A 3,496-nucleotide genomic window follows, 5' to 3' on the forward strand; every position below is an offset into this window, starting at 1 on the left:
CCACTAAACATCCGGGGTCCGACGGCGAGCTGGTTTCGGTACATCTGCTCGGCTACCTCTTCGACGCGGAGAACCCGGCGGTAGTCGCTGAATGGGACCGGATGCGCGCCGAGCGAGCCGGCCGCGGCCGGGCGATCGTCGAGAATCTGATCGCCGGTGGTGTGCCGATCACCCTCGAGCGGGTCCAGGAGGTCGCCGGGAACAGCTCCATCGGCCGCCCACACATCGGCCGCGCGCTGGTGGAGGCCGGTGTCGTCGGTTCGGTCGGCGAGGCTTTTGTAGAGCTACTCAACGAGAAAGGCCCGTACTACGCGGCCCTGCGTTCCCTGCCCCTCACCGAAGGTGTCGCGCTGATCGCCGCAGCCGGGGGCGTGCCCGTCGTCGCCCACCCGCGCGCCCGCGCGGCTGCCGCGGTGCTCACGCCAGACGTCTTGGAGAGCCTCATCCCGCTCGGCCTGGGCGGCCTCGAGACCGAACATCCCGATCACGATGCCGCCGCCCGCGCCGAGCTGGCCGGGATCGCCGACGACCTCGGGCTGCTCCAGACCGGCTCGAGCGATTATCACGGCATGAATAAGGCGCTGCGCATCGGCCAGGAGCGAACGCGCGACGACGTCGTCGAACGCCTCATCGAATTGGGCACGGCGGCACCGTTCGTCGGCTGATTCAGATGATTCAGTGCTGCGCGGCGGCCAGCCACCGCGCCGTCGACGTGACGTTGGCCAGCACCAGCGTGACGAGCGGGAAGATCAGCACAAGGAACCAGCCAAGACCCGTTCCCGCGGCAAAGGCACTGTCGAGCTGGACACCGGCCTCAGCGGCCGCGTCGGACAGGAAGGAATGCAGCCACAGTCCAAGCAGGACCCACACGATGATGTGAATCATGCAGCCCGCGCTAACGAGCCAGCGCCCGATCGCGTTGCGCAGCAGCAGCATGACGCCGCCGGCGGCGAGCAGCACACCGACGACGATGGCACCGATCAACTGCATGGTGTTGGCGAAGTCGAACGACGAGTGGTCAACGTGTGCGGCTACATCGTCGGGTAGCTCCGCACCGAGCGTGCTGATGAGCAGGACGACCATGTGGATCACGCCCAGCAGGGCCAGCACCGCTGCGATGCGCGCGGTGACCGCCGATGGCCCGGGTGCAACCGGCGGGCCACTCGGATAGGGCTGGCCAGCGAACTGCGGGTGCCCGAGATACGGCTGCTGCGCGTACGGCTGCTGCGGGTACGACTGTTGCGGGTACGACTGTTGCGGGTACGACTGCTGCGGGTACGACTGCTGGTGCGGCTGGGGCTGGGCCCACGTCGGCTGATAGGGGTTGGGGGCGGTCACGGGGTACTCCTCGCGGGATCGGTGCTCGATGGGTTACTTAGCGTGAGAGAGTCCGAGCCCGGAAATAGTTCCCTACGATTGCCACCATGGGCGAAGACGTCAGCCGTCAGGAGTTCACCGGCGCCGATCGGGTCCGGTTCCGGGCTCAGGTTTCGCGGGGCACCGAGGCCATCGCGCGCATGTTGGCCGACGGTCTGTTCACCGATCAGGGCCGCAAACCCGAGCCACTGCTGGGGATGGAGGTCGAACTCAATCTGATCGACGCCGCGGCCAATCCGGCGATGGCTAATGCCGCGGTGCTCGACGCCATCGCCGACCCCGACTATCAAACCGAGCTGGGCCAGTTCAATATCGAGATCAACGTCTCGCCGCGACCCTTTGTCGGCGGCGACACGGTCAGTCTGGAGCAGGGTCTGCGCAGTTCCCTGAATCGGGCCGACACCGCGGCTGCGACCACCGGCAACCGGTTGGTGATGGTCGGCATGCTGCCAACGCTGGGCGCCGAGCACTTTGCCCGCCACTGGATCTCGTCGAACCCCCGCTACGACTTGCTGAATGAGCAGATCTTCGCCGCCCGCGGCGAGGACCTGGAGTTGGACATCACCGGCGTCCCGCTCACCGCGGATACCCCCGCAGACCAGCTGCGCACCACCACCGATTCGATCCTCCCCGAAGCCGCGTGCACGTCGTTGCAGCTACATCTGCGGGTGGCGCCGGAAGACTTCGCCGCGCACTGGAATGCCGCCCAGGCGATCGCCGGGGTCCAGGTGGCGATCGCCGGAAACTCGCCGTTCCTGGCCGGTAAAGCACTGTGGCATGAGACCCGTATCCCGGTCTTCGAGCAGGCCACCGACACCCGGCCGCTGGAGCTGAAGAATCAGGGGGTGCGCCCGCGGGTGTGGTTCGGCGAGCGCTGGATCAATACGATCTTCGACCTGTTCGAGGAGAACACCCGCTACTTCCCCGCGCTCCTGCCGGTGTCCACGGACGTCGACCCGCTCGCGGTACTCGAGGCTGGCGGCATCCCGGCGCTCGACGAACTGCGCCTGCACAACGGCACCGTGTACCGCTGGAACCGGCCGGTGTACGACGTCGTTGACGGCCAGGCGCATCTGCGGGTGGAGAATCGCGTGCTGCCGGCCGGGCCGACCGTCGTCGACATCATGGCCAATGCCGCGTTCTACTACGGCCTGGTGCGCGGGCTGGTCGAGGAGGATCTGCCGATCTGGTCGCGGATGTCGTTCGACGCCGCCCGCGAGAACCTGGCCCGCGGTGCGCACTGGGGCATGAGCAGTCAGCTGTACTGGCCGGAGGTCGGCTGGATCCGCGCCGATGAGCTGACCCTGCGCCGCCTGCTTCCGATCGCCGAACGCGGCTTGATCGGCTACGGCGTCTCGGACAAAGCGCGGCAACGCTACCTGGGCATCATCGAAGGCCGGTGCGCCACCAAACAGACCGGATCGGTCTGGCAGCGCACAGCCGTCGCCGCCCGGGAGGCCGCGGGCGCCAGCCGCGCGGAGGCCCTCCGCGCCATGCTATCCGACTACGTCACCCTGATGCACGAAGGCGAACCGGTCCACAACTGGCCGCTACCGCACTGATCCCGCACCGACAGACCTGCGAGATTTGTGTTCCGAAAGTGACCGTCCGGGTCACTTTCGGAAGGTGACTTGCGAGTCCGGGCGCTCCCGACCCGGACTACGGCATGGGCAACACCGACGGTCACCTCAGCCGAACAGTGCGGGGAGGGTGGCCTCGTGGACCTGGCGCAGTTCATCGAGGGTCACCGAGAACTGATCCTGGATCTCGACGCTGTCGCTGCCCTGATCGACGACACCGATGCGCACCCACGGCATTTCGCGGGCGTCGAGCATCCCACAGAACCGCGACTCCTCGGTGCGCGGGACGGCCACCAGCATGCGACCGGCCGACTCGGAGAACAGTGTGACGAACGGGTCGGCGCCGGCCGGCAGCACCAGGCGGGCACCGGTCTCCCCGGCCAGCGCGGACTCGACGACAGACTGGATGAGGCCGCCCTCGGAGATGTCGTGCGCCGCGGAGATCATGCCGTCACGGGACCCCGCGACCATGATCTCGGCGAGCACGCGCTCACGCTCGAGGTCGGGCTCCGGCGGCACACCGCCGAGGTGGTCGTGGG

Annotated in this window: 4 protein-coding genes; 2 read left to right on the plus strand and 2 right to left on the minus strand. The window is 67.8% G+C overall.

Features of this window, described 5'->3' with window-relative positions; genetic code table 11:
• Positions 1–665, plus strand: a 665-nt coding sequence (locus WAW85_RS16570) for a phosphatase (RefSeq protein ID WP_422560681.1), incomplete at its 5' end; no start/stop codon positions are given.
• 10 nt (positions 666–675) lie between these two features.
• On the opposite strand, the gene WAW85_RS16575 is transcribed toward WAW85_RS16570, so the two are convergent.
• The gene (locus tag WAW85_RS16575; RefSeq protein ID WP_422560682.1) at positions 676–1,338 is read right to left on the minus strand and encodes a hypothetical protein; all 663 of its coding nucleotides are present in this window, start codon (positions 1,336–1,338) and stop codon (positions 676–678) included.
• A gap of 86 nt (positions 1,339–1,424) precedes the next feature.
• Between WAW85_RS16575 and WAW85_RS16580 the strand changes: the two genes are divergently transcribed.
• A complete protein-coding gene (locus WAW85_RS16580) occupies positions 1,425–2,939 on the plus strand; it encodes a glutamate--cysteine ligase (RefSeq protein WP_422560683.1) in 1,515 nt (504 codons plus the stop codon).
• A gap of 126 nt (positions 2,940–3,065) precedes the next feature.
• On the opposite strand, the gene WAW85_RS16585 is transcribed toward WAW85_RS16580, so the two are convergent.
• A partial coding sequence (locus tag WAW85_RS16585; RefSeq protein WP_422560684.1) for an AIR synthase-related protein occupies positions 3,066–3,496 on the minus strand: 431 nt, incomplete at its 5' end.

The organism is Gordonia sp. (in: high G+C Gram-positive bacteria) (assembly GCF_049299075.1).
In the GTDB taxonomy this organism is placed as follows: domain Bacteria; phylum Actinomycetota; class Actinomycetes; order Mycobacteriales; family Mycobacteriaceae; genus Gordonia.